Source organism: Streptomyces sp. NPDC017979 (assembly GCF_044328175.1).
In the GTDB taxonomy this organism is placed as follows: Bacteria; Actinomycetota; Actinomycetes; order Streptomycetales; family Streptomycetaceae; genus Streptomyces.
The window spans coordinates 841,537-864,449 of record NZ_JBIRGU010000001.1; the positions used below are offsets into that span (position 1 = coordinate 841,537).

General features: G+C 72.7%; 16 protein-coding genes. 9 read left to right on the forward strand and 7 right to left on the reverse strand.

Translation table 11 applies throughout. From position 1 onward, the window contains the following. Positions 1-234: 234 nt before the first annotated feature. The 5 genes from ACH4E8_RS03575 to ACH4E8_RS03595 all read left to right on the forward strand — a co-directional run bounded on the left by ACH4E8_RS03575 (position 235) and on the right by ACH4E8_RS03595 (position 9,867). Positions 235-975: a hypothetical protein gene (locus tag ACH4E8_RS03575; RefSeq protein WP_398443936.1), complete on the forward strand. Its 741-nt coding sequence runs from the start codon at positions 235-237 to the stop codon at positions 973-975. Positions 976-1,188: 213 nt separating this feature from the next. Then, positions 1,189-4,569, forward strand: coding sequence for a S8 family peptidase (locus ACH4E8_RS03580; protein WP_398443938.1), 3,381 nt, complete (start codon positions 1,189-1,191; stop codon positions 4,567-4,569). Between the two features lie 257 nt (positions 4,570-4,826). After that, complete coding sequence (gene abc-f / locus ACH4E8_RS03585) at positions 4,827-6,482, forward strand: ribosomal protection-like ABC-F family protein (RefSeq protein WP_398443939.1); 1,656 nt, start codon at positions 4,827-4,829, stop codon at positions 6,480-6,482. 335 nt (positions 6,483-6,817) lie between these two features. Beyond that, positions 6,818-8,710 (forward strand): hypothetical protein, encoded by a 1,893-nt coding sequence (locus ACH4E8_RS03590; protein ID WP_398443941.1) that lies wholly within the window; start codon positions 6,818-6,820, stop codon positions 8,708-8,710. A 266-nt stretch (positions 8,711-8,976) separates the two neighbouring features. Further along, positions 8,977-9,867 (forward strand): siderophore-interacting protein, encoded by an 891-nt coding sequence (locus ACH4E8_RS03595; protein WP_398443943.1) that lies wholly within the window; start codon positions 8,977-8,979, stop codon positions 9,865-9,867. Positions 9,868-9,986: 119 nt separating this feature from the next. Here the strand turns inward: ACH4E8_RS03595 and ACH4E8_RS03600 are convergent, their stop codons facing one another. The 6 genes from ACH4E8_RS03600 to ACH4E8_RS03625 form a co-directional block, all read right to left on the reverse strand. After that, positions 9,987-11,249 (reverse strand): Ig-like domain-containing protein, encoded by a 1,263-nt coding sequence (locus tag ACH4E8_RS03600; protein WP_398443945.1) that lies wholly within the window; start codon positions 11,247-11,249, stop codon positions 9,987-9,989. Positions 11,250-12,086: 837 nt separating this feature from the next. After that, entirely contained in the window at positions 12,087-13,631 is a 1,545-nt protein-coding gene (gene hutH / locus ACH4E8_RS03605) for a histidine ammonia-lyase (RefSeq protein WP_398444720.1), read from the reverse strand. A 664-nt stretch (positions 13,632-14,295) separates the two neighbouring features. Further along, entirely contained in the window at positions 14,296-15,528 is a 1,233-nt protein-coding gene (locus ACH4E8_RS03610) for a diguanylate cyclase domain-containing protein (RefSeq protein ID WP_398443947.1), read from the reverse strand. Positions 15,529-15,609: 81 nt separating this feature from the next. Continuing rightward, entirely contained in the window at positions 15,610-16,422 is an 813-nt protein-coding gene (locus ACH4E8_RS03615) for an enoyl-CoA hydratase/isomerase family protein (RefSeq protein WP_398443949.1), read from the reverse strand. 198 nt (positions 16,423-16,620) lie between these two features. Next, entirely contained in the window at positions 16,621-17,712 is a 1,092-nt protein-coding gene (locus tag ACH4E8_RS03620; protein WP_398444723.1) for an adenylate/guanylate cyclase domain-containing protein, read from the reverse strand. A gap of 283 nt (positions 17,713-17,995) precedes the next feature. Next, positions 17,996-18,955, reverse strand: coding sequence for a biotin--[acetyl-CoA-carboxylase] ligase (locus ACH4E8_RS03625; RefSeq protein WP_398444725.1), 960 nt, complete (start codon positions 18,953-18,955; stop codon positions 17,996-17,998). A gap of 147 nt (positions 18,956-19,102) precedes the next feature. On the opposite strand from ACH4E8_RS03625, the gene ACH4E8_RS03630 reads away from it, so the two are divergent. The 4 genes from ACH4E8_RS03630 to ACH4E8_RS03645 all read left to right on the forward strand — a co-directional run bounded on the left by ACH4E8_RS03630 (position 19,103) and on the right by ACH4E8_RS03645 (position 22,142). Next, the gene (locus tag ACH4E8_RS03630) at positions 19,103-20,695 is read left to right on the forward strand and encodes an acyl-CoA carboxylase subunit beta (RefSeq protein ID WP_398443951.1); all 1,593 of its coding nucleotides are present in this window, start codon (positions 19,103-19,105) and stop codon (positions 20,693-20,695) included. 61 nt (positions 20,696-20,756) lie between these two features. Continuing rightward, positions 20,757-20,966, forward strand: coding sequence for an acyl-CoA carboxylase subunit epsilon (locus tag ACH4E8_RS03635; protein WP_398444727.1), 210 nt, complete (start codon positions 20,757-20,759; stop codon positions 20,964-20,966). A gap of 364 nt (positions 20,967-21,330) precedes the next feature. Then, positions 21,331-21,471, forward strand: coding sequence for a morphogenic membrane protein MmpB (gene mmpB / locus ACH4E8_RS03640; RefSeq protein WP_398443953.1), 141 nt, complete (start codon positions 21,331-21,333; stop codon positions 21,469-21,471). 41 nt (positions 21,472-21,512) lie between these two features. Continuing rightward, positions 21,513-22,142 (forward strand): Maf family protein, encoded by a 630-nt coding sequence (locus ACH4E8_RS03645; RefSeq protein WP_398443955.1) that lies wholly within the window; start codon positions 21,513-21,515, stop codon positions 22,140-22,142. Between the two features lie 80 nt (positions 22,143-22,222). Here the strand turns inward: ACH4E8_RS03645 and ACH4E8_RS03650 are convergent, their stop codons facing one another. Further along, positions 22,223-22,651, reverse strand: coding sequence for a hypothetical protein (locus tag ACH4E8_RS03650; protein WP_398443957.1), 429 nt, complete (start codon positions 22,649-22,651; stop codon positions 22,223-22,225). Positions 22,652-22,913: the final 262 nt, after the last annotated feature.

The following is a 22,913-nucleotide window of genomic DNA, read 5'->3' on the forward strand; positions in this document are numbered from 1 at the left end:
TCGCGCCGCCTCACCTCACCCATCACCTGGGAGAGTGAGACGGCACGACGCCGACAGACGGGCTCACTACCCGTGCTGTTTTACATGTTGCGAGACGGGCAGCGGCAACAGGTTCCCAATCCCTCGTGGCGTTCTACAACGCCACAAACCGAGGTGGGGCGTCTGCGGGCCGTCTCCCCGTCACGCCGGTTACTCATTCGGTCGCTTGTCAGAGCAGGCATGCAAGATGCGTCCATGAATCGCGACTACCGGACCGGTGACGTGCTGTTGTTGGAGTGCCCGTTCACTGAGACCGCCGTGTCCGGGATCACCCGGGACTACGTGTCCGTGAAGTGGCCGTGGCTGGAGGTGGATCCCCAGGCCGAGGACTTCAGGTGGAATGGACAGAGGGCGCTTCCGATGCCAGCGGCCCGCGAGTGGGAGCTCTTTCGGACAGAACCTGCGGAAACCGTGCTGAAGTCGGGCGACACCTGCCTGGTGGGAGTCCCCGCGACCGTGGTGCATGTCCAAGCGGTCCACAGCTTCGATCCGCCCCTGGTCACCGGCATGCTGCCCCGGCCCGCATCCTACGTTGAGGTCCTGCGACAGGGTGAGACCTACGATCCTGACCTTGAGGAGCAGGGCTACACGATCGATCCGGCCGGCGGTGAACCGATACGCATCGAGCTGGTCTTCCGTCCATACGCCTTCCTCGAACCGGGTGATGAGGTTGCCGACCAGAACGGACGCGCCTGGCGGTTCGATGCGGCCTGGAACTGGCGCCCTTTCGACGGTGAGCAGTCAGGCAATCCGGCCTGGCCGCTGGCTCTGCTCTCCCGCCATGGTGAGTCGATGCCGGAAGAAGCCGTAGCCGTCGCCCGGGCAACGGCGGTCGGCAGCCACGCGGACGAACTGGAGCGGTGGAGCGGACTCACCCTCGCGCGACCAGCCCCCATCAGCATTGGGCTCGCGGGGCCGAACAAAATCACGTGGTAAGCGCTGCCAGCAGCAGGACCGGGCGCCGGGGTCAGAAGGGAAGCTCCGGCTTGGCGGCGCCTCGATTGATGGTCATGATCTGTTCGTGGAAGTCGCGCGACGCCGCCTCGCGTGGGTACCGATCACGCCGTTGGGCGGGCCGGGCGCGCGGACATACTTCCCCAGACGGGGCGGACGTGTTCGTGAGGTCGGGTCTCGGCTCCAGGAGGAGACGTGCGTAGACGGGTGTTGAGGGTCGGGCGGACCACCGTGGCCGTCGGCGTCGGGGTGGTGTTGAGCGTCGGCATGGTCGGTCCGGGGGCGGATCGGGCGCCTGGCGGGGGTGCGCGGGCCAGCGGGCCGGGGGCGCAGGCGGTGACGTTGGTGACCGGGGACCGGGTGGTGCTCGGGGAGCGGGGGCAGGTCGTCGAGGTGCGGCGGGCGGAGGGGCGCGAGGGGATGCCGGTCCTCTCGCACACCGCCGGCGGGCGCACCTACGTCGTGCCGTACGACGCGCAGCAGTTGCTGGCGGCCGGCGCCCTCGACGAGCGGCTGTTCGACGTCACCGAGTTGAGCCGGCCGGAGAGCCGGGCGGCTTACGCCGACGGGCTCAAGGTCATCGTCAGTTACCGCAGCACGAAGGCGAAGGAGGCCCGCGAGGGGGTGCGGGGCGCGGACGGGGTCGCCGTTCACCGGACGTTGGAGTCGGCGAACGCGGACGCCGTCACCGCGGCGCCCGACAGCGGGGCCGCCCTGTGGCGGGCGCTCACCCGGACCGGGCGGGACGGCGCCGTCGCGCCCTCCGCGGGGATCTCCCGCATCTGGCTGGACGGCATCAAGAAGGCCAGCCTGGACACGACCGTGGCGCAGATCGGGGCGCCGGCGGTCTGGCAGCGGAAGTACGACGGCAGCGGCGTCACCGTCGCCGTCCTCGACACCGGTGTCGACGCCGCGCACCCCGATCTGCGGGGCAAGGTCGTCGGCGCGGCGAACTTCTCCACGTCGCCGGGCACCGAGGACCGCCACGGGCACGGCACGCACGTCGCGTCCACCGCGGCCGGCACCGGCGCGAAGTCGGGCGGCGTCTACAAGGGCGTCGCGCCGGGCGCGCAGGTGCTGAACGCCAAGGTGCTCAGCGACTTCGGCTCGGGCAGCGACTCCGGCATCATGGCCGGCATCGACTGGGCCGTGGCGCACGGCGCCGACGTCGTCAACCTCAGTCTCGGCGGCCCGGACAGCGTCGGGGTGGATCCGGTCGAGGCCCAGGTCAACGCGTTGACCGAGCAGAAGGGCGTCCTGTTCGCGATCGCCGCGGGCAACTCCGGCCCCGACGCCCGTACGCTCGGTTCCCCCGGCGCCGCGGACGCCGCCCTCACCGTCGGCGCGGTCGACGGTGACGAGCGGCTCGCGGAGTTCTCCAGCCGCGGCCCGCGCCGCGGGGACTCCGCCGCCAAGCCCGACGTGACCGCCCCGGGCGTCGACGTCACCGCGGCGTCCGCCGCGGGCAGCGCGATCGAGAAGGCGGTGGGCCAGCGGCCGGAGGGGTACGTCACCATCTCGGGGACGTCCATGGCGACTCCGCACGTCGCGGGCGCCGCGGCGCTGTTGAAGCAGCAGCACCCCGACTGGACGGCGGCCGAGTTGAAGTCGGCCCTGGTCGGCTCGGCCGTGCCGGGCTCGTACCCGGTGCCCGAGCAGGGCACGGGCCGCATCGCCGTGGACCGGGCCGTCGCCCAGTCCGTGACCGCGGCGCCCGCCGTGCTCGATCTGGGCCCGCAACTGTGGCCCCGTGAGGACGACGCCCCCATCACCCGGAAGCTGACGTACCGCAATTCCGGCACCGCGGCGGTCGCGCTGGAGCTGGCGCTGGCCGGGGCGAGCGGCCCCGGCGGTGCGGCTGCCCCGGCCGGGTTGTTCGCGCTCGGCCAGCGGCGGGTGACAGTGCCGGCCGGCGGCAGCGTCGCCGTGGACGTCACCGCGGACACCGATGCGGTGGGCGCGCAGGACGCCGGCTACCACGCCACCGTCGTGGCCACCGGCGGCGGCCAGTCGGTCCGCACCGCCGTCAGCGTCGACCGCGAGGGGGAGTCGTACGACGTCACGCTCAACGCCGTCGGGCGGGACGGCAGGCCCGACACGAACGCCGTCGCACTGCTGTACGCGATGACCGGCGAGGGCGCGGACGCCGTCCACCGGCCGAACCTGTCGTCCGGTTCGGCGTCGTTCCGGCTGCCGAAGGGCCGCTACTTCTTGGACGCGTCGTCGTACCGCGCGGGCGGGGACGGCGGTTCGGACGGCGCCACGTTCGACAAGGTCCTCCAGCCCGAGTTGAACGTCACGGGGAAGACGACAGTCACGGTGGACGCCCGTAGCGCCGAGCCGGTCCTCGTCTCCGTGCCCGACGCGCGGGCGCAAGAGGAGATGTCGGTGATCACGTACGGCCTGGACCGTGGCCGGGACGCGCTGGGCTACAGCAGCTTCACCGGCCTGGAGTCGGGGACCGACCTGCGAACCGCGCACCTCGGTCCCGATTCCGCCGACGGCCGGACGGCGTTCTCCTGGCACGGGTCCTGGTCGGGTCCGGACCGGCGGTACGACGTCGCGGTTGACGCGCTGCGCGACGGCCGGCGCGGGCGGTTCCCCACCGGCCTGGCCAAGAAGCACACGCGCGGCGAGTTCGCGCGCATCAAGGTCGGTCTGGGCTCTTCCGTTCCCGGTAAGCGTGGCGAGTTGTTGCCAATCGGCGAGATGCCCAACGGCGCGGGCTTCGGCTACTCCACCCACCACGAGGCGGGCGGCCACCGCGACGTGTGGCTGTCCACGGGCGACGGCGTCGCTTGGGACCTGCGGTACGGGCAGTGGTCGGCCGAGGGACCGTCCGGGGACGAGTTGGAGACCTTGCACGGCTTCTCCGCCCTGCGCGCCTTCCGGCCGGGGACCTCGCACCGGATCGACTTCAACACCGCCGTCCACGGCCCGCTGCTCGACCTGGACAGCCGGCTCGCCCGGCAGGGCGACGCGGTGTACGGGCAGGTGCCGCTGGTCGCGGACGGCCGGGGCCACCCGGGCGATTCGACGTACACCAGCGCGACCACCACCTTGCACCGCGGTTCGGAGCTGGTCACCCGGATCGACGACGACCTCCTGACGGACAAGGTGCTGGTGGAGGATCCGCTGTTCACGCTGCCTGCCGGGCGTCACACGTACACGCTCGCCTCGTCGGTGCGCCGGTCGGCGGACGTCTCGCGGGTGGCGGGCCGGGTGGACGCCTCGTGGACGTTCACCTCGGACACGGCGGCGGCGGAGACCGTGCTACCGCTGTCCACGGTGCGCTTCGTCCCGTCCGTCGGGCTGGACTCCACCGCGCCGGCGGGGCGCCGACAGACGTTCCCGGTGACGGTGCAGGGCGCGGCGGCCGGGCGGAACCTCGCGGCGCTGCGGGTGCACGCCTCGTACGACGGCGGTGCGACGTGGCGTGAGGTGCCGGTGCGGCGCGGGCGGATCACGCTGGTGAACCCGCGGGCGGGCGAGGGCGTCGCGCTCCGTGCCCACGTCGTCGACCGGCAGGGGAACAGCAGCTCGGTGACGATCCACGACGCGTACCTGGGGAGGTAGCCACTGCGCTGAGGGGGGCCGGTCGGAGCGTGGGGCGACTCCGGCCGGCCCTCTTCGGCTACCACTGCGCTGGGGAAAACGGTTCGGCGTCGTGCCCGCGCCTCCGTTACGGTGGACGCATGGGTGCCTTCAAGCTCTTCTTCTTCGTCTGATCGGGACCGCGGCCGCCGCGGCGTCGAGCGTCTGACCGCTCCGCCGGTGGTCGCTTTTCGCTGTCCTGATCCGATGTGAGCCAGACCACCCCCAGGGGAAGAACCATGCGCGAACGCGCCCAATTGACCTTCAAGGACGTCTCCGCGGCGTACGGCACCCGTTCCGTACTCGACCACGTGACCTTCACCGTGCGCCCCGGCGAGCGCGCCGCGGTGATCGGCGAGAACGGCTCCGGGAAGTCGACTCTGCTGCGGCTGATCGCGGGCGCCGCTCCGCCCGACAGCGGCACCGTCACGGTCAGTGCCCCGGGCGGCACCGGGCACCTGGCCCAGACGTTGGCCCTGACGTTCGGGCTCGGGCCGGACCACACCGTGCAGGACGCGGTGGACGCGGCCCTCGCCGAGTTGCGGGAGCTGGAGCGGCGGATCCGGGAGGCCGAGCAGGGCCTCGGCGCCGATCCGGACGAGGAGGGCCTCGCGGCCTACGGGGAGCTGCTGACCGCGTTCGAGGAGCGCGGCGGGTACGAGGCGGACGCGCGGGTGGACGCCGCGCTCAACGGCCTCGGGCTGCACGGCGTCGAGCGGTCCCGGACGCTCGGCACGCTCTCCGGCGGCGAGCAGGCACGGCTGGCGCTGGCCTGCGTGTTGGCTTCGGCGGCCGAGCTTCTATTGCTCGACGAGCCGACGAACCACCTCGATCTGGCGGCGGTCACCTGGCTGGAGGCGCACTTGCGGGCGCACCGCGGCACGGTCGTCGCCGTCACCCACGACCGGGCGTTCTTGGAGCGCGTGGCCACCACCGTCCTGGAGGTGGACCGGGACACCCGTGCGGTCCACCGGTACGGCGACGGCTGGGAGGGCTATCGCGCCGCGAAGGCCGCGGCCCGGCGGCGCCGGGAGCAGGAGCACCAGGAGTACGTGGCGGAGTTGGCGGCCACGGAGGAGTTGGTCGCGGCGGCCGGGGCACGGCTCGCGGCCACCGGGAAGGACCCCGGGCAGGGCTTCGGCAAGCACCGCAGGTCCTCCGAGGCGAAGCTGTCGGGGCAGGTCAGGGCGGCGCGGCAGCGGTTGGAGCGGCTGCGGCGGGAGCCGGTGGCGGCGCCGCCCGAGCCGCTGCGGTTCACCGGTCGACCGGTGGCCACGGCCGACGGGGACGAGAGCGGGGCCTCGTGTGGGAGGGGGCCGGTGGCCGAGCTGACGGACGTCGCCGTCGCGGATCGGCTGCGGCTGGACGCGCTGTGCGTGGCGCCCGGGCAGCGGCTGCTGGTGACGGGCCCGAACGGCGCGGGCAAGACGACCCTGCTGCGGGTGCTCGCGGGTGACCTGCGTCCCGACCGGGGCACGGTGGCACGCGCCGAGGGCGTCGCGGTCGGCTATCTGCCGCAGGAGTTGCCGGCCGTGCCGTCGCAGAAGCCGCTGCTGGCCGCGTACGCGGCGGGGCGCCCCGGCCACGCCGACGAGTACGCGGACGAGCTCCTCGACCTCGGTCTGTTCCGGGCGGACGACCTGTCCGTGCCCGTCGCGGCCCTCTCCGTCGGGCAGCGGCGGCGGTTGGAGCTGGCGCGGCTGCTGGTGGCCCCGGCCGACCTGCTCGTCCTCGACGAGCCGACGAACCACGTGGCGCTGAGCCTGGTGGAGGAGTTGGAGGAGGCGTTGGGGTCGTACGCGGGGGCGGTCGTCGCGGTCTCCCACGACCGCAGGTTCCGCAGCGGCTTCGGCGGCGACCGGCTGGAGCTGCGCTCGGGGCGTCAGGCGGCGTGATCCCTCGCGTCGCGCTGTGGTCACTCGCGTCACGTTGTGATCCCTCGCATCACGTTGTGGTTCCTCGCGTCATGGTGTGGTCCCCTGCGTCGCGCAGTGGCCCGTCGCGTCCAGGCCGGACCGGTATGACTGGTGCCGGTCCGGCCGGGTCCGGTGTGACCTGGTGCGATCCATGGTCGGTGGTTGTTGTCCACAGGCGGCGGTCGGGTGTTGTCCACAGGCTCGGGGCGAGTTTCGCCGTCGCGGTTAGGGTTTTGTGCGTGGGGATCAGCGAAGCGGCACAGACGTCACCCGTCTCGGGGAGCACCGGGCACGCGCCGGAAGGGGCGCGTGCGATGGATGGTGCCCGGGACGGACGGGTCGGCAGGACCGACGGAAGCACGACCGGCACCGGAACCGGCAGCAGCGGCAGCGATGGCGGCGGCGGGCAGCAGGGGCAGCGGGGTGCGTCGTCCTCGTGGTGGCGCATACCGCTGCTGGCCACCGCCTTCGTCGTGCCGCTGTACGTGCTGTGGGCCGGCCGGCTGGCCACCGGCGGCGGTGACCTCGCGGCCCAGTTGGCGTGGATGGGCTTCACCGAGCAGCACCCCGGCGCCGCTTACAACCTGTCGTGGTACGGCGGCACGCACACCGCGAATTACAGCCTGCTCGCCCCTCCGCTGATGGCGCTGTTGGGCGTGAAGGCGGTCTCGGTCGCCGCCGGGCTCGGCGGCACCTGGGCGCTCGCCCTGCTGTGCGTGCGCAGCGGGCTGCGCCGCCCGGCGTGGCCCGCGCTCGCCGGGGCGCTCGCCCTGTGGGCCAATGTCGCGTCCGGCCGTACGACCTTCGCGCTCGGCACGGCGATAGGGCTGTTCGCCCTGGTGGCGCTGGCGGGGGTGGAGCGCCGGTCGACGCGGACGGTGACGCTCGCCGCGCTGTGCGCGGCGCTGTCGACCGCGGCGAGTCCGGTGGCGGGCCTGTTCCTGGTGGTCGTGGGCGCGGCGTGGCTGCTGGATCGCCAGTGGTGGAAGGCGGCGGCGCTGTTGGTGCCGCCCGCGGCGGTGGTGGGCATGACGACGCTGCTGTTCCCCTTCAACGGCGAGATGCCGATGCAGTCGGGGAAGCTGTGGATGCCGCTCTTCGTCTGCGCGGTGGTGGTACTGGCCGCGCCGTCCGTCCGCGAGTGGCGGTTGGTGCGGTACGCGGCCGCGGTGTACGCACTGGGCGTGGTGCTCACGTACTTCACGCCCTCCCCCATCGGGCGGAACGTGGAGCGGCTGGTCGGTCTCGCCGGCCCGCCCGTGCTGCTGGCCGCGGTGCTCACCAGCGGCGCCCTGGTGTGGGGCGCGCTGCGGGCGAAGTCCTCGCGGAGCACGGACGCGGAGGTCGGGCCGGTTGCGTCGACCGGACCGACCGCAGGGCCGGAGCCGGGGTCCGCCGCGCCGGCGGTCACGGGAGCCAGGCCCGGAGCCACGGCCGGAGCAGGAGTCGCGGCCGGAGCAGGAGTCGCGGCCGGAGCAGGAGTCGCGGCCAGGGTCGGGGCGGGCCTGTTGGTGGTCGTGCTGGCCGTGGCCTTCGTGGTGAACGCGTCCTGGTTGGTCGACAAGACGGAGGACGACCTCGTCGTGTCGAACACCCCGCCCGCCTGGGCGCAGCACACCGACGGGGTCATTGCGGAGTTGCAGCGCCTGGGCGCGGACCGCACGCGCGTGGAGGCGGTCCCCGCCCGGAACCACCGGGAGGCGACTTTGCTGGCCCCGCACGTGAATCTGGCCCGTGGGTGGAACCGGCAGTTGGACGTGGAGCGCGGCCGGCTGTTCTATGACGGTTCGCTGAGCCCGCAGACGTACCGGGCGTGGCTGGACCGGTGGGCGGTGGGCTTCGTGGTGCTGCACCACGGCCGTCCGGACGGCCCGGCGGAGGAGGAGGCTGCGTTGGTGCGCAGCGGCCCCGACTATTTGAAGCGGGTCTGGCACGACGAGCACTGGACGATCTACCGGGTGAGGGACGCGGTGCCGTTGGTGGAGGCCCCGGCGCAGGTCGTGAGCCTGGACCCGGCCGAGTTGGTCGTACGGATGCCGCAGCCCGGGTCGGTGACGATACGGGTGGCGCACTCGCCGTGGCTGCGGGCCGAGGGCGCGTGTTTGGAGCCGGCGGGTGAGTTCACCCGGCTGACGGTGAAGGAGGCCGGGGAGTACCGGTTGGACTCTGCGTACCGACTTTCGCGAAGCGGAGGCTCGGGCTGCTGAGCCGCCCGCGCGCGCGGGGCGTGTGGGTGGTGAAACGGGGCCGTTGTAGGTGTGGGCAACGGCCCCTGGCGGCCGGTGGGTCGAGGCATCTGACGGGGCCGCTTGGGGCATCCCGACCCGAGGTGAAGTTAGGCTAACCTAACTTCATGTCGATTGCTGCTGCGCCAGGGCGCCCATGGGGCGGGGCATTCGCCACGCCCGTGCTCCGGGGGTCCGACCCCGCGGCCGGGGGCGCCGAGGCGACGCCGAGCAAGGAGCCCTGAGCCATGACCATTTACCGTGCCACCGTCTCCCGCGTGCGGCCGCTGAGCGACACCATGGTCCGCATCACGTTCGCCGGCGACGACGTTCCCGCCTTCGTCTCGACCGGGGTGGGCGACGAGTACGTGCGCCTCTTCTTCCCGCACGGGACCGACCGCCGGGAACTGTCGCTGCCGGTGTCCAGCGGCAGCGGCTGGGAGACCCCCGAGGGCCGCCCCACCGCCCCCGTGCGCACCTTCACCGTCCGTGCCGCGCGGCCCGAAGCCGCCGAGATAGACATCGACTTCGTGCTGCACGACGACGGGATCGCGGGCCCCTGGGCCGCGGCGGCGCGCCCCGGCGACCCGCTCGGCCTGAACGCCCCGACCGGCCTGTACGACCCGCCGGCCGACCTCGCCCGGCAGTTCCTCGTCTGCGACCTGACGGGGCTGCCGGCGCTCGCCCGCATCCTGGAGAACACCCCGCAGGACGTCGTCACCCGCGCGGTCGTCGAGGTGCCCGACGAGCGCTCCGTACAGCCGTTGCCCACGCACCCGCGGGCCAAGGTCACCTGGACGTACGGCGGCAACGGCCACGGGCCGAGCCGGCTCGCCGAACTCGTCACCGCCGCGGTGCCCCCGCGCGCCGAGCTCGCCGGCACCTACATCTGGGTGGCGGGCGAGACGACCGCGCTGCGCTCCGTGCGCAAGCACCTGCGCAAGACGCTCGCCCTGCCCACCGAGCGCTTCAAGGTCGTCGGCTACTGGGCGCCGGGCGGCGAGAGTTGGTCCGCGCGGTACGAGGCGCTGCCGGCGGACGTGAAGGCGGAGTTGGCCGCGCTCTGGGACGACCCGCAGGGCGACCTGGAGGACGTGACGATCACGTACGAGGAGCAGCTGACCCGGCTCGGGCTGTGAGCCCTGCGCGCACGGCGCGAAAAGACGGTGGCGGCACCCCCTTGCGGGGGTGCCGCCACCGTTCAGCGACTCAGTGGTGCAGGGACGCGGCGATTCGAAGCCTCGGCGCCCCGGGCCGGTCAGGCCGCGGATCCGGCCTTCCAGGACGCCCAGTCCATGTTCCAGCCGTTCAAGCCGTTGTCGGGCTTGATGGTCTTGTCCTTGGAGTTCTGCACGATGACGACGTCGCCGATCATCGAGTTGTTGAAGAACCAGGCGCCCTGCTGGTTCGGGTCGTTGGCGCCCTTGGCGTCGTTCAGGCCCACGCAGCCGTGGCTGGTGTTGGACTTGCCGAAGATGGAGTCGGCACCCCAGTAGTTGCCGTGGATGAAGGTGCCGGAGGTGGACAGCCGCATCGCGTGCGGAACGTCCTTGATGTCGTACTCGCCCTTGCCGTCGGAGTCGGTGAAGCCGACGGTGGCGCCGTTCATCCGGGTCTCCTTGAACTTCTCGGAGATCACCATCTGACCGTTGTACGTCGGGGTGCCCGGGGCGCCGGCGGAGATCGGGATCTCCCTGACGACCTTGCCGTTGCGCTTGACCGTCATCATCTTGGTCGCGGCGTCGACGGTGGAGACCTGGTTGCGGCCGACCTTGAAGGTGACCGTCTTCTGCTGGACGCCGAAGACGCCCTGCGAGCCCTCGACGCCGTCCAGGGCCAGCTTCAGCGTGACGGTGGAGCCTTCCTTCCAGTACTGGTCGGGACGGAAGTCCAGGCGCTGGGAGCTGAACCAGTGGCCGACGATCTCCTGGCCGCCGGTGGAGCTGACCGAGATCGCGGACTGGACGGCCTTCTTGTTGCTGATCGGCTTGTTGAAGGTGATGGACACCGGCATCCCGACGCCGACGGTGGAGCCGTCCTCGGGGGTGAAGTTGCCGATGAAGCTGTTACTCGGCGAGACGGTGGTGAAGGAGGAGTTCTCGAAGGCGACGAGGCCCTTCTCGTCCTTCGCGCTGGCGGACACCTTGTAGGTGGTGGAGCGCTTCAGGCTGGCGTCGGGCTTCCAGCTCTTGCCGTCGGCGGCGAGGGTGCCCTTGACCTCCGCGCCCTCGGAGCTGGTCATCGTGACCTTGGTCAGGGTGCCGTCGGTGACGGTGACCTTGGCGTTGTTGATGCTCGCGTTGCTCGTGGAGTTCTTGGGCTCGATGGCTATTCGAGCCTTCGACACCGCCTTGGCGGCGGCCTCGTCGACCTGGGCCTGCGACTTCTTGGCGGCGTCGCCGCTGCCCTTGTCCCCGTCCCCGCCACAAGCCGACAACACCAGTACGCCGCCGAGCACAGCGGAGGCGGCTGCGAGGGCCCGACGCCGCCGCTTGCTGTCCGTCATCACACGCTTCTCCATCGTCGCCGAGTCCCCTCACCGAGCACGGGGGACACCACCTATTTCGAGTATTCCGAGGTGCCCGGTTCCACATCCGTCCGGGAATGTGACGGACGCCACTGCGGGGGCCGTCCCGGCCGCCGCGGACGCCTCGTTCTCCACCGTCGCCCCGACTTTTCCGCCAGCTGCCCCGCCAGCCACGGTACGCCGTTCGGCGCACCGCCCGACACGGCCTTCCCCGGCCCCGGTACCGGCACGGGCCGGCAAGGGCCCGCCGCGGGACACCCCTTCACCGTACATACCGTTTCACCGTACACACGGTGACCGCTCGGCGCTTTCCGTGGTCCCGCGCCGACCGGGACGAGGTCGGCACACCTCTGTTACGCAGCTGTGAACATCCAGCTTTCGCGGCGACCGCCGCGTTCACTAGCATCAGCCCACCGCCCAAGTCCACGATTCCACAAGGGGGATCACCTCTGTGCCCGTCGCTCGCCGACCACTGCTGACCGCCGCTGCCGCGGGGGCCCTGCTGTGCGCGCTGTGGTTCGTACCCTCGGCGAACGCGACCGACGGCCGGCCGTCGGCGGATTCCGTCACGACCGGGGTCGGGGCGGTCGGACGGGACGAGCTGCGGCTCACCGACCCGGGCAGCGTGGACCTCACCCCGCCGGTGCTCGGCGGCACGGCCTTCCTCGCGGTCGGGGTGGCCTCGGTGACCTTCGCCCTCCGCCGCGGAGGAGCGCCTTCCGGTTCCGCTTCTCCGTCTGCGTCGTCCGGCCCTGCCGGTCCGGCCGGCCCTGCCGGTTGCACCGGCCGGGGTACGGGCCCGACTCACGACCGCTGAGCCGGGCCCCGGCACTATCCCAGCGGACCGGTGACCTCTTCCACCGCCGCAACGAGCCGACCGTCCCGTACGAACGCCTCCGCCGCCGCCAGGTCCGGCGCGAGGAAGCGGTCCGGACCCGGCCCCGCCACGCCCGCCGCCCGCAGCGCGTCGACGGCGGCCCGGGTGGCGGGCGCGGGCGTGAGGCCGTGCCGCAGCTCGACGGCCCGGGTCGCCGCGTACAGCTCGACCGCGACGATCCGGCCGAGCGCGGCCACGGCGGTGCGCAGCTTGCGGGCCGCGGACCAGCCCATCGAGACGTGGTCCTCCTGCATCGCCGACGACGGGATCGAGTCGGCGGACGCCGGCACCGCGAGCCGCTTCATCTCGCTGACCAGCGCGGCCTGGGTGTACTGGGCGATCATCAGCCCGGAGTCGACGCCCGGGTCCTCGGCGAGGAACGGCGGCAGGCCGTGGCTCCGGTTCTTGTCGAGGAGGCGGTCCGTGCGGCGCTCGGCGATCGAGCCGAGGTCGGCGGCGGCGATGGCGAGGAAGTCGAGGACGTACGCGACGGGGGCGCCGTGGAAGTTCCCGTTGGACTCCACCCTGCCCTGCGCCGGCAGGACCACCGGGTTGTCCACGGCCGCGGCCAGCTCGCGCTCGGCGACCAGCAGGGCGTGCGCGAGGGTGTCCCGGCCCGCGCCGGAGACCTGGGGCGCACAACGTACGGAGTACGCGTCCTGGACCCGCGGCGCCTCGTCCTGCTGGTAGTGCCCGGTGAGCCCGGACCCCTTGAGCACGGCGGCCATGTTGGCGGCGGCCACGGCCTGCCCGGGGTGCGGCCGGATGGCGTGCAGCTCGGGCGCGAGGACCCGCTCGGTGCCGAGGAGCGCTTCGAGCGAGAGCGCGGCGGTGATGTCGGCGCTGGTGTGCAGCCGCTGGAGGTCGTCGATCGCCATGATCAGCATGCCGAGCATGCCGTCGGTGCCGTTGAGGAGGGCGAGCCCCTCCTTCTCGCGCAGCTCGACGGGGGCGATGCCGTGCTCCGCGAGCAGTTCGCCGGCGGGCCGCAGCCGCCCGTCGGGCCCCTCCGCTTCGCCCTCGCCCAACAAGGTCAGGGCGCAGTGGGAGAGCGGCGCGAGGTCGCCGGAGCAGCCGAGGGAGCCGTACTCGTGGACGGCGGGGGTGATGCCGGCGTTCAGCACGTCCGCCATGGTGCGGGCGACTTCGGGCCGTACGCCGGTGTGCCCCGAACACAACGTCTTCAGCCGCAGGAACATCAGCGCCCGCACCACCTCGCGCTCCACGCGGTCCCCCATGCCGGCCGCGTGCGAGCGCACGATGTTCCGCTGGAGCTGCGCGCGCAGGTCTTGTCCGATGTGCCGGGTGGCGAGCGCGCCGAAGCCGGTGGACACGCCGTACACGGGCTCGGGCTTGGCGGCGAGGGCGTCGACGACGGCGCGGGACGCGGCGAGCGCGTCCAGGGCGTCCTGGGAGATCCGGACCTGGGCGCCGTGGCGGGCCACGGCGATGACGTCGGCGCGGGTGGCCCCGGAGGTGCGCACCACCACGGTTTGCATATCCATATTCAGCAGCGTACGTACTGAATTCCCCCATGTCACGGGCCCGTTGCGCATTCGCCACCGGCGGGGCGGCGTGAGGTTCCCCGGGGGCGCGTTGCGGTTGCCCGCGCGGTTCCGCCGTGCGTCAACCAGGCACCCCTGGACACCACCGCCGTGGCGCCGCGAGTGCGTTGGCCGCCACGGATCCGCTGAGGGGGACCCCAGCGCCCCTGAGGACACCACCGCCGTTACCCAGCGGGCGGGATCAGTCCCTGCGGGTCCGCTGTGGCTTGTTCGCGCAGTTCCGCTCCCTACGCCCAGAGGGCATGGGGGACCCCAGCGCCCCTGGACACCCCGCCGTTTCCCTACGGGCTGTTTGGCCTCTGCGGGCCGTGGGTGGCTTGTCGCGCAGTTCCCCGCGCCCCTGAGTTGTCTGGGGGCATCGTTGCCCCTGAGCACCCGCAGCTACTCGACGGCAGAAGGCACACAGGGGCGCTGGGAACTGCGCGACAAGCCACCCACTAGGCCGCAGAGGCCAAACAGCCCGTAGGGCAACGGCGGGGTCGCCCCACCCAGCCCGGGCGCAGCACGTACGGCGGCGGTGGCGAAGGCACCCGTGTCAGCACGCCCGCAGGGCGCGCGGCAACGGCGAGGTCGCCCCGTCAGCCATGAGGGCGCCCCGTCAGTCCGCCGCGTCGCGGAAGCGGCGGCGGTCGCGGACCCGGCCGCGGGCCGGCTCGTCCGCCAGCCTCAGCACCGCACCGTCCCGGCCCGCCACCACCGGCCCCACCGCCCCCTCCGCCTTCGCCCGGTACTGCGCCGCGTCCGCCAGGCGGAACAGCCGGCGCGCGCTTCTGACCTGCCCGATGGGGTCGCCCGTGGACGCGACCCCGCACGCCACCCCCTCCCCCAACTCCAACTCCGCCGCCCGCCCGCACAGCTCGGCCGCCGCGCGCACCACCTCGTCCGCCGTGGGCCCCACGCACACCAGGCAGAACTCGTCGCCGCCCAGCCGCGCCGCCAGCGCGTCCGTCAGCATCGCCCCGCACAGCGACAGCACCGAGCCGAACCGTTCCAGCAGACGGTCCCCGACGGCGTGGCCGAGGGTGTCGTTGACCCGCTTCAACCCGTTGAGGTCGCAGACGACCAGGCTGACCACGGTGCCGTCGGCGCGGTGCAGTTCCAGCGCCTCGTCGAGCCGGGCGTCCACCGCGCGTCGGTTCGCCAGCCCGGTCAGCGGGTCGGTGAAGGCCAGCCGGCGCACTTCTTCCAGCCGTTCGTTCTGCGCGATGCCCGCGGCGACGACGGACGCCAGCACCGTCGCGAAGTGGGCCTCGTCCCGCCCGAACACCGGCGCCCCGAGCGGACGGGCCACGTACAGCTCGCCCCAAGCCCGCCCGTGCAGCACGATCGGCGCGACCACGCAGCACCCGCGGCGGCGGCGCCGCAGGGCGGACGCCCGGCCGCCCGCGCCGCCGTACGTCGCCGACGGGTGCCGGTACCCGCGCGCCGGGAGGGGGCCGTACTCCGGGACGGTCGAGTCCCGGCCCGGGTCGGACCAGGACGCCGCCCCCTCCGCGGGGACCGCCCCCGACTCCGCCGTCTCCACCCACGCCTCCGGCTCCCCGCCGCCCGCCCAGCGCTCGTGCAGGAACTCCGTGATCTCGGGGAAGCGATTGACGGGATACGTCTCCGACTCCGGGAACTCCTCCTCGCCCGGAGCCCGCTCCCCCGCGTTCACCAGGACCTTCAGCCGCCCCAGCTCCCGCTCCCACACCGACAGCGCGGCGAAGGAGCCGTTCAGGGCGGAGCAGGCGCCCAGCGCCGCCGCGCGCCAGAACTCGCGCGGGGTCTGCGCCGCAGCCATCGCCTGGGCCAGTGAGACTACGGCCCGCAACCGCCGATCCTCTGCCATCACCCCAGCTTAGGGAGGTTCAATGGTTTTGATCGGTTTGACGGCCCTCCCGCGGTGACGCAGGGTGATCATGGCGGGTGCTCACTCCCCGGGCCACTGCGGCTTCCGCTTCTCGTTGAACGCGGCGACCCCCTCCGCCCGGTCCCCGGAGAAGGCCACCGTGCGCCACGCCGCGTCCTCCACCTCCAGACCGGCCCGCAGGTCAAGCCCCTGCCCGAGCCGCAGGGCGCGCTTCGCGGCGCGCAGGCCCACCGGGGAGTTCGCGGCGATCCGCCCGGCGAGGGCGAGCGCGGCGGTGCGGGCGTCGTCCGCGAGTTCGTCCACCAACCCCAGCTCCCGCGCCTCCTGCGCCGCCACCCGGCGGGCGCTGAACACCAACTCGGCGGCGCGCGCCGCACCGACCCGGCGGGGCAGCAGTTGGGTGCCCCCGCCACCGGGGATCACGCCCACCGCCACCTCGGGCAGGGCGACGACCGCGGTCGCGTCGCCCACGATCACGTCGCAGGCGAGCGCCAGCTCGAAGCCCCCGCCCAGCGCGTAGCCGTGCACCGCGGCGACCGCCGGCATCGGCAGCTCCAGCACTCCGGTGTAGGCGGCGCGCGAGGTCGGCCGCTGCCGCAGCAGGTCCGCGTCGCTGAAGGAGTTCCGCTCCTTGAGGTCCGCGCCGACGCAGAACGCCCGGTCGCTGGAGGAGGTCAGCACGGTGACCCTGACGTCCCGGTCCGCGGCGAGCGCCGCGCACGCGTCGGCAATGGCGAGCGCCATGCCGGTGGACACGGCGTTCATGGCCTCGGGCCGGTCGAGGACGAGTTCGGCGACGTGCCCGTGCCTGCGGACGAGCACGAAGTCCCCGTAGCGCTGCGACTGCTCCAAGGACGAAGACGGCACGGACATCTGGCACCCTCCCGGTGAACCGGTGAACCGGTAGAACGGCGAAATGGCGAAACGGCGGAATGGCGAAACGCTGAAACGGCGAACAGGTTAACGATGGTTCACCGGATCATAGGCGGCCCCGACCCACCGGGCGAGAGGCCCTTGCCGACCGATGGCCGATGGCAGGTGGCAGGTGGCCGATGACCGGCGACGTACGCCCTACGACCTGCGGGAAAGCAGCCAGGGCTCCACGATGCCGAGCCCGCGCACCGGCCGCTGCCACATCGGTTGGAGCGCGTAGCGGTACGGGGGCGCCGGCTCGCCCTCCTTCTCCGCCGCCGCGGCCTCCTCCGCCGCCTGCGTCTCCGACTTGGGCGCGTCCCCGGTCCTGATCAGCTCCAGCGCGAACGCGCCGTCCACCAGGACCGTGTCCTTCGGCGCTATCGACGTCAGCCGGCTGGCGAGGTTCACCGTGGTGCCGAAGACGTCCCCCATCCGGGTCGTGACCGTGCCGAAGGCGATGCCGACGCGCAGCGAGGGCATCGATTCGTCCTGCCGCATGGTGTCGATCAGCCGCATGGCGATCTCGGAGGCGGTGCCGGCGTCGTCCGCCGCGTACAGCACCTCGTCGCCGAGCGTCTTGATGAGCCGGCCGCCGTGCGCGGCGACCAGGTCGGCCGCGGTGGTCTCGAAGACCTCGACCAGCTCGCCCAGTTCCTCTTCCTCCAGCCGGCGGGTGAGCCGGGTGAAGCCGACGAGGTCGGCGAAGCCCACGGCGAGGCGGCGGTCGACCATCTCCTCGTCGTCCGCGGCCTGGACGACCCGGCCGGTCGCGGCGGCGAGCTGTCGGCGCCACACGTAGACCAGGAACTCCTGGAGCTCCGGGAGCAGCAACTCGATCAGGGGGTACGTGACTTCCGTACGGGTCATGCCGGGCTCGGGCGGCTCGGTCAGGCCCTCCAGGAAGGAGTCGATCTGCCATTCGGCGAGCCGGGCGGTGGTCTGCCCGGTGGAGCGGGCGACCTGGATCGCCATGGGCTCGCTCAGCAGGCCCGCTTCGACGAGGCCGGCGAGCCGGCGCAGCGCGAGGACGTCGGCCTCGGTGAGCGCCTTCGCCTGGCCGATGTCGGCGAAGCCCATGGCCCGCCAGAAGCGGGAGGCCAGGTCCATGGAGACGCCGGCCGTACGGGCCGCCTGGAACGGGGTGTAGCGGCGCTCCGCGCCGAGGATGAGCTGTTCGAGGCGGATGGCGAGGGGGTCGTCGGTGGGCTCGGCGGTGTGGTCGACGGCGTGGTGCGGGGTGGGGTGCACCGCGCCCGAGGAGCCCGTTCCAGAGGAGCCGGAGGAGCCCGAGGAGCCCGTCCCAGAGGAGCCCGAGGAGCCCGAGGAGCCCGAACCGGAAGAACTCGTACCGGAGGATCGTTCGGAGCCATCGGACGCGTCCGCGCCGGAAGTGGTGTCGTCGACGGTCACCAGCCGCCTCCTGCCCTTTCCCTGCGCAACTGCCTGCCGATCTGTCGCTCGATCGCCTCAACGATACGGCAGGTGTGCCCTGGCTCACGTCCTCGCGACGGGACCGGTACGCCCCGGCCCGTCACTCCGGGCCGGCAGCGCCGGCGGCCCGCAGATGCACCACGTCGCCGGCCCCGACCGCCTCCCGCACACCGTCCGGAAGGGCCAGGACCAGCCGGCCGTCCCCGTCGAGCGCGACCGCCTCGCCGGTCAGCGACCGGCCGCCCGGCAGTTCGGCCCGTACGGTACGGCCCAGCGTGGCACACCCGGCAGCATATGCCTCTTGCACGTTCGAGACGGTGGGGTCCCCACCTGCCCGGCGCCAGTCCCCGTACCACTGCTCCAGCGAGCGCAGCACCGACCGCAGCAGCGGGTCCCGGTCCGTGCAGACCGCCCCGGCGAGCGCCAGCGAACCGGCCGTCGGCACCGGCAGCTCCGTCGCCGCGAGCGTGACGTTGATGCCGATGCCGAGCACCACGGCGTCGCTCCCCGCCCGCTCGGCGAGGATGCCGCCCGCCTTGCGCTCCGCGCCGTCCACCGTCACCAGCAGGTCGTTGGGCCACTTGAGGGAGGTGTCCACGCCCGCGGCCCGGCTCAGGCCCGTCGCGGCGGCCACCCCGGCGAGCAGCGGCAGCCACCCCCAGCGCTCGACCGGCACCCCCGGCCCGGGCCGCAGCAGTACGGAGAAGAAGAGCCCCGACCGCGCCGGCGCGCTCCACCTGCGGTCCAGCCGTCCGCGCCCCGCCGTCTGCTCCTCGGCGACCAGCACCGCGCCCTCCGCCACCGGGCCGCCCCCGGCCCCGGTGACCCGGGCGACGAGGTCGGCGTTGGTGGACCCGGTCGTCGGCACCACGTCCAGCGCCGTCCACAACCCGCCGGGGCGCACCAGCGCGCGCCGCAGCGCCGTGGCGTTCAGCGGTGGCCGCTCCAGGTCGGCCCAGCGGCTCGCGGACCCCGCGGCCCCCGAAGCTCCCCGGGCCCCCGGCCCGCGCTCCTCGCCACCGTTGATGCCACGCGCATTGTTCGACGTCATGCAAGCCAGGTTAGGTGTGGCAAAGACCGCACTGCGCTCCCGTAGACGCGCCGATACGCTACGAGGCAGTAGCCGATCAGCAGCCGACGGCACCGCCCGCCGGGCTCTGATACGTCCCCCTCCACCCCCCGTGACCAGGCAGGGAGCCGCATCCCGATGTCAGAGCCGGAACAGCACGCCAGCCACACCACCGCGGGAAAGATCGCGGACCTTCGGCGCCGTGTCGACGAGGCCACCCACGCCGGCTCCGCGCGCGCCGTCGAGAAGCAGCACGCCAAGGGCAAGCTGACCGCGCGCGAGCGCATCGGACTGCTGCTGGACGAGGGGTCCTTCGTCGAGTTCGACGAACTCGCCCGGCACCGCTCGACCAACTTCGGCCTGGCGGCGACCCGTCCGTACGGGGACGGCGTCGTCACCGGCTACGGCACCGTCGACGGCCGCCCGGTCGCCGTCTTCTCCCAGGACTTCACCGTCTTCGGCGGCGCCCTCGGCGAGGTCTTCGGCCAGAAGATCATCAAGGTGATGGACTTCGCCCTGAAGACCGGGTGCCCGGTCGTCGGCATCAACGACTCCGGCGGCGCGCGGATCCAGGAGGGCGTGAGCGCGCTCGGCATGTACGGCGAGATCTTCCGCCGCAACACCCACGCCTCCGGTGTGATCCCGCAGATCTCGCTGGTCGTCGGCCCGTGCGCGGGCGGGGCCGTCTACTCGCCGGCGATCACCGACTTCACGGTGATGGTCGACCAGACCTCGCACATGTTCATCACCGGACCCGACGTGATCAAGACGGTGACGGGCGAGGACGTCGGCTTCGAAGCGCTGGGCGGCGCCCGCACCCACAACACCACGTCGGGCGTGGCCCACCACATGGCGGGCGACGAGAAGGACGCGATCGAGTACGTCAAGTCCCTGCTGTCGTACCTCCCCTCCAACAACCTCTCCGAGCCGCCGGCCTTCCCCGAAGAGGCGGACCTCGACGTCAGCGACGAGGACCGGGAGCTGGACGCCCTCATCCCGGACAGCGCGAACCAGCCGTACGACATGCACGCGGTCATCGAGCACGTCGTGGACGAGGGCGAGTTCCTGGAGACGCAGGCGCTGTTCGCGCCCAACATCGTCACCGGCTTCGGCCGCGTCGAGGGCTATCCGGTCGGGATCGTCGCGAACCAGCCGATGCAGTTCGCCGGCTGCCTCGACATCAACGCGTCCGAGAAGGCGGCGCGGTTCGTCCGCACCTGCGACGCGTTCAACGTCCCCGTCCTGACCTTCGTCGACGTCCCCGGCTTCCTGCCCGGCGTGGACCAGGAGTACGGCGGCATCATCCGGCGCGGCGCCAAGCTGATCTTCGCGTACGCGGAGGCGACCGTCCCGCTGATCACGGTGATCACGCGCAAGGCGTTCGGCGGCGCGTACGACGTCATGGGCTCCAAGCACCTGGGCGCAGACATCAACCTGGCCTGGCCGACCGCGCAGATCGCGGTGATGGGCGCCCAGGGCGCGGTGAACATCCTGCACCGGCGCGCGATCGCCGACGCGGGCGACGCGACGGCGCAGGAGGAGACCCGCGCCCGGCTGATCGAGGAGTACGAGGACGCGCTGCTGAACCCGTACACGGCGGCGGAGCGGGGGTACGTGGACGCGGTGGTGGCGCCGTCGGACACCCGGCGGCAGATCGTGCGGGGGCTGCGGCAGTTGCGGACGAAGCGGGAGAGCCTGCCGCCGAAGAAGCACGGGAACATTCCGCTGTGACCACCCGGGTGACCACCGGTGCGAGCACCGGTCCCCGTACCGACGGAGGAAGGGCGTGACCATGTTCAAGATCGTGCGGGGCAACCCGACGCCGGAGGAACTCGCGGCGGCGGTGGCGGTGGTGCGGGCGCGGGTGATGGAGTCCTCCGCGCGGGAGGGCGGTGCGGTGGTGGCCCCGCAGCAACGCTGGTCCGCCCCGTCCCGGATCGCCCACGGCACCCTCCCGATGCCGGGCCCCCGGGCGTGGGCCCACACCTACTGGCCGATCTAGCCCCGGGCCTCCCCTCGGCCCCAGAGCGCCTGGGCCCCAGCGCCACCTGTTTCGCTGCCCCCGTCATTCGCCTGAGGGCTGGGGCGGAGGCATTTAGGGGCGCGGGGAACTGCGCGACAAGCCCACCACCGGCCGGTAGAGACCAACGTTCCCGCAGGAATACGGCGAGGTTTTGGGGGCGCTGGGGCTCCCCTGGGGCCGAGGGCGGAACTGCGCCAACAACCACGACGGGCCCGCAGAGAACACCGCACCCGCAGGGACACCGCGGCTCCGTCCAGAACCGCAGCGTCGGCGGAATGTTGGGTTCCAAAGGTGAGTACGTGTACTCAGGCGTCCACCCGTCCTCCCCGCCACCATCGAAGACATGCTGTGGTCCGACCCGAAAGACGAAGCCCCCGAGGAGCTGCGCCAAACGCAGGCCATGATGCGGCGCGCCGGCATCCTGCTCGCCTTGGCCATGGTGCTCGGCATGATCGTGGTGGGCCTGCACGGAAGCTGGCGCTGAAGGAGTACGGGACCCCGGCGGGTCGCGCCTAACATGGCGGCATGACCGGCCGACCCTCCGCTCCCGCCCCGCGCACGCCCGCCCGCCTCGTCCTCGCCTCCGCCTCCCCCGCCCGGCTGCGCCAGTTGCGCGCCGCGGGGTTCGATCCCGAGGTGATCGTCAGCGGCGTCGACGAGGACGCCCTGAGCGCGCCCACGCCCGGCGAGCTCGCCCTCGTGCTCGCCGAGGAGAAGGCGGCCGTCGTCGCCGCCCTCCCCCACGTCACCGACGCGCTCGTGATCGGCTGCGACTCGGTGCTCGACCTGGACGGCGAGGCGCTGGGCAAGCCCGCGGACGCGGAGGAGGCCACCGCGCGGTGGAAGGCGATGCGGGGGCGCTCCGGCGTGCTGCGGACCGGGCACTGCATCACCGACACCACCAACGGCCGGATCGCGTCGGCGACCGCGTCCACGACGGTGCACTTCGGCGAGCCGACGGACGCCGAGATCGCCGCGTACGTCGCGACCGGCGAACCGCTCCACGTGGCGGGCGCGTTCACCCTCAACGGGCGCTCGGGGCCGTTCATCGACGGCATCGAGGGCGACCACGGCAACGTCATCGGCATCTCGCTGCCGCTGGTGCGCACCCTGCTGGCCGAGCTGGGCCACTCGGTCACCGACTTCTGGACCTGACCCGGCCCGGAAGCAGGGAGCCCGAAGGCACAGAGCGAGGGAACGCAGGGCCCGGAAGCAGGGAGCCCGAAGCGCGGGGCCTACGCCGGCGCCGGCCCACCCGCTGGCGCCCGCTCCGCCTTCCGCGGGCCGTACGACGTCAGCACCAGCACGATCAGCCCCAGCACCACCATCAGGAACGCGAAGGCCGACCAGCCCACCAGGCCCACGGTCACCGCCCCCAGCACCCCGTGCGCCACAGCCGCCGCGATCAGCAGGCCGCGGCCGAAGCGTCCGGGCGAGCGGTCCCGTACCGCGGCGACGACGCAGACGGTCGCGCACCCCGCGAGGAAGAGCCCGAGGCCCCCTCCCATGGCCCAGGTGCCGACGACCATCGCACCGGGGTCCAGGCCGTCGAGGGACATCGACTGGCCGTCCACGAACGTGGCGAGGATGCCGTTGATCACCACGATGCCCACCGCCTCCACCAGCAGGACGGCCGCCGCCACCCAGGCCATCGGTCTGCGCATCGCGACCTCATCCCCTCCGTTACCGCCAGTACACACCACGGACAGCGTGCACGCTACTCACGGGTAAACCGCACGACAAGGCTCCTGACAAGGCTCGCCGCGCCCGTCCCGGCCGGTTTGCAGCGTTCGACCATTCGTAGGGACTCCACAAAGAATGGGGTGGGGCGGCTGGCCCCGTGCACAGAGACCTGCGCCACACAAGCGGGCTACTGTCTGGAAGGTAAACCCGTCGTACCGTGGTGCGACTAGGGATTTCGCGACT